Source organism: Rhizobium sp. SRI_017, from assembly GCF_057586295.1.
On record NZ_JBYCZP010000102.1, the window covers coordinates 1 to 318 of the forward strand.

Genomic DNA, 318 nt, shown 5'->3' on the forward strand with positions numbered 1-318 from the left:
GTGAAAAATTCTGGCGCCGGCACCAGGCGGAAAAGTGTTTCCAGTCCGCAGCATAGGCGCGGCGGGTATTGGCGGAGCTGGCGGCCTCGATGTAAGCACGGGCGCGATCGGCGAGATCCTCGAGGTGGCCGGCTAGGGGAGGGGCGTGGACCATTGTCAGTTGCTTGGCCGTCATGCCGCCGGCCTCGATTGGATCGGGCAGGGTTTCGGATGTCGGTAGGGGACCCCGCATGGTGCGCCTCATGCTGCTCGTATGTCAGTCTGCGAGAAATCGTTGCCTTTGTAGAGGAGTGGCTCGCCGGTGAGCGCGGCGAGTGC

2 pseudogenes are annotated in these 318 nt (G+C 64.2%); both read right to left on the reverse strand.

Going from position 1 to position 318, the window contains the following annotated elements:
* Positions 1-175: pseudogene (locus AC2YI2_RS35220) on the reverse strand (integrase); the annotation flags it as partial.
* 65 nt (positions 176-240) lie between these two features.
* Positions 241-318: pseudogene (locus AC2YI2_RS35225) on the reverse strand (PIN domain nuclease); the annotation flags it as partial.